2 protein-coding genes are annotated in these 1,871 nt (G+C 61.8%); one reads left to right on the top strand and one right to left on the bottom strand.

Annotation, left to right across the window (positions count from 1 at the left end; translation table 11 throughout):
- On the bottom strand, positions 1–701 hold a 701-nt coding region (locus VGN12_08715), incomplete at its 3' end, for a hypothetical protein (protein HEY4309519.1).
- A 171-nt stretch (positions 702–872) separates the two neighbouring features.
- Between VGN12_08715 and VGN12_08710 the strand changes: the two genes are divergently transcribed.
- Positions 873–1,871 (top strand): MFS transporter (locus VGN12_08710; GenBank protein HEY4309518.1); only part of this gene is annotated, 999 nt, incomplete at its 3' end.

Raw genomic sequence — 1,871 nt, 5'->3', positions numbered from 1 at the left:
CCCGACTTAAGATTTTTTCTCGACCACTGCTCGAAGCGTTGAATCAGCGGATCGGCCTGCGCGAGGTGATTCGGAATGATGTAGCCCGCTTGCGACGAACGTATATCGGCAAGCAGGTAGCGTGAAACGAGCGTTGCCAATTCAGGGCTTACCGATCGGATCAGCCATAGCGCGAGATCGAGGTGTCCCAACGCCGCGCCGGCCGTCACGCCGATATCCGTGGGGACGAGCATGCGGGACTCGTCGAGCCGGACGTTCGGATAGCGCTGCCGGAAGAACGGCGCGAGCGCCCAGTTGGTTGTGGACTCACGAAAATCGAGTAGCCCCGCCTCCGCAAGAAAGAAGGTCCCGACGCAGGAAGCCGCGACGCGCGCGCCCGCGGACTGCCACTCCACCAGATGCGATAACGCGCGAACCGCTTCGGGTCCCTCGAGAGCGGCAACCAGTTCTTCCGGCGCCTTGGGTGTCAACGCCGGAACGATCACCCACTCCGGTTTCAGGTCGGGAACGATAGGCCGCACGGGTACCACCATGCCTTGATGTGAGAGCACCCGCTTTCGAACCCCCACAACCGAGACGTCGAAGTGCGGTGTTCCTCCCATCAGTCGAGCCGACAATTTGTTTGCGGCGCCGAAGGCGTCGAGCGTGACGGAGAGTCCGGTATCGAACAGTCCGTTGAGGGCGAGTACAAAAATGTGCATGGCGTAAATGCCTCCAAAGTTGTCGTTTGTGAATGTAGCAGTTGTGTGGACCCGTGACTACACTCAAGCCCTTACATATCGCAACGGACGCTCATTGCAGCGTCTTTGATGAAGGCCCGACGCCAACAGGATTTCAAAATGGATCGACGATTACTGGTTTTAGCTCTCGGCATGTTCGCGCTGGGCACCGACAGTTTTGTGGTGGCGGGCGTCTTGCCCGAGATTGCGCGCAGCTTCGATGTGAGCATCGGAGCCGCGGGGCAGATGACGACGGTCTACTCCGTCACGTACGCAATACTGTCGCCCGTCCTTGCGACGCTGGCCGCCAGTGTTCCTCGCAAACGTCTTTTGCTGGCGGGACTCGCGCTCTTCGTGATTGCGAACCTCGGCACGGCGTTCGCGCCGACTTTCGGCATCGCGCTGGCGACACGCGCGATCGCGGGCCTCAGTGCAGCGATGTTCTCGCCGACGGCAATGGGTGCGGCGCCGATGATCGTGCCACCGGAGCGCAGGGGATTTGCGCTCGCTGTGGTGTTGACCGGCTTGACCGTTTCCACGGCCACCGGCTCGCCCATCGGCACGATCATCGGCGGTCTGGGTAACTGGCACTGGACGATGATCTACGTCGCCGCTCTCGCTGCGTTGTCCGGCATTGGCGTCGCGGTACTGCTCTCCGAAATACCGAAGCTGCCGCCCATTTCGCTCGCAAAGCGGCTGGCGCCTCTCGCGGATGCGCGCGTCGGACTCACGCTGGCATCGACTCTGTTGTTCTTCACTGGAGTCCTTACGGTCTACACGTATTTCGCCGTGGTATTCGATCGAGCCATCGGCGGTAGCCCAGCCGTGCTGAGCGCGGTGCTGGTTATCTGGGGGCTGTCGGGTGTCGTGTCCAACATCATCGTCGGCCGGTTGATCGACCGGGTCGGCACGCGCAGGGTGCTCATTGCGTTGCTCGCCATCGTGCTGGTGGACTTCTTCCTCGTGCGATGGGCGGGCGCCAGTTTGTGGACGGCGGTTCCCGTGATCATTCTGTGGGGCGGTTGCGGCTGGGCCATTCTCGTGCCGCAGCAGCATCGGATCATTACGATCGCTCCTGCAGTGGCGCCCATCCTTCTGGGCTTGAACAATTCGGCGACTTTCCTGGGCGCGACGGCCGCGGGCATCATCGGC

The organism is Pirellulales bacterium (assembly GCA_036499395.1).
GTDB lineage: Bacteria > Planctomycetota > Planctomycetia > Pirellulales > JACPPG01 > JACPPG01.
Note: the sequence above shows the minus strand (reverse complement) of the source record. Positions and strands in the feature narration are given on the sequence as shown.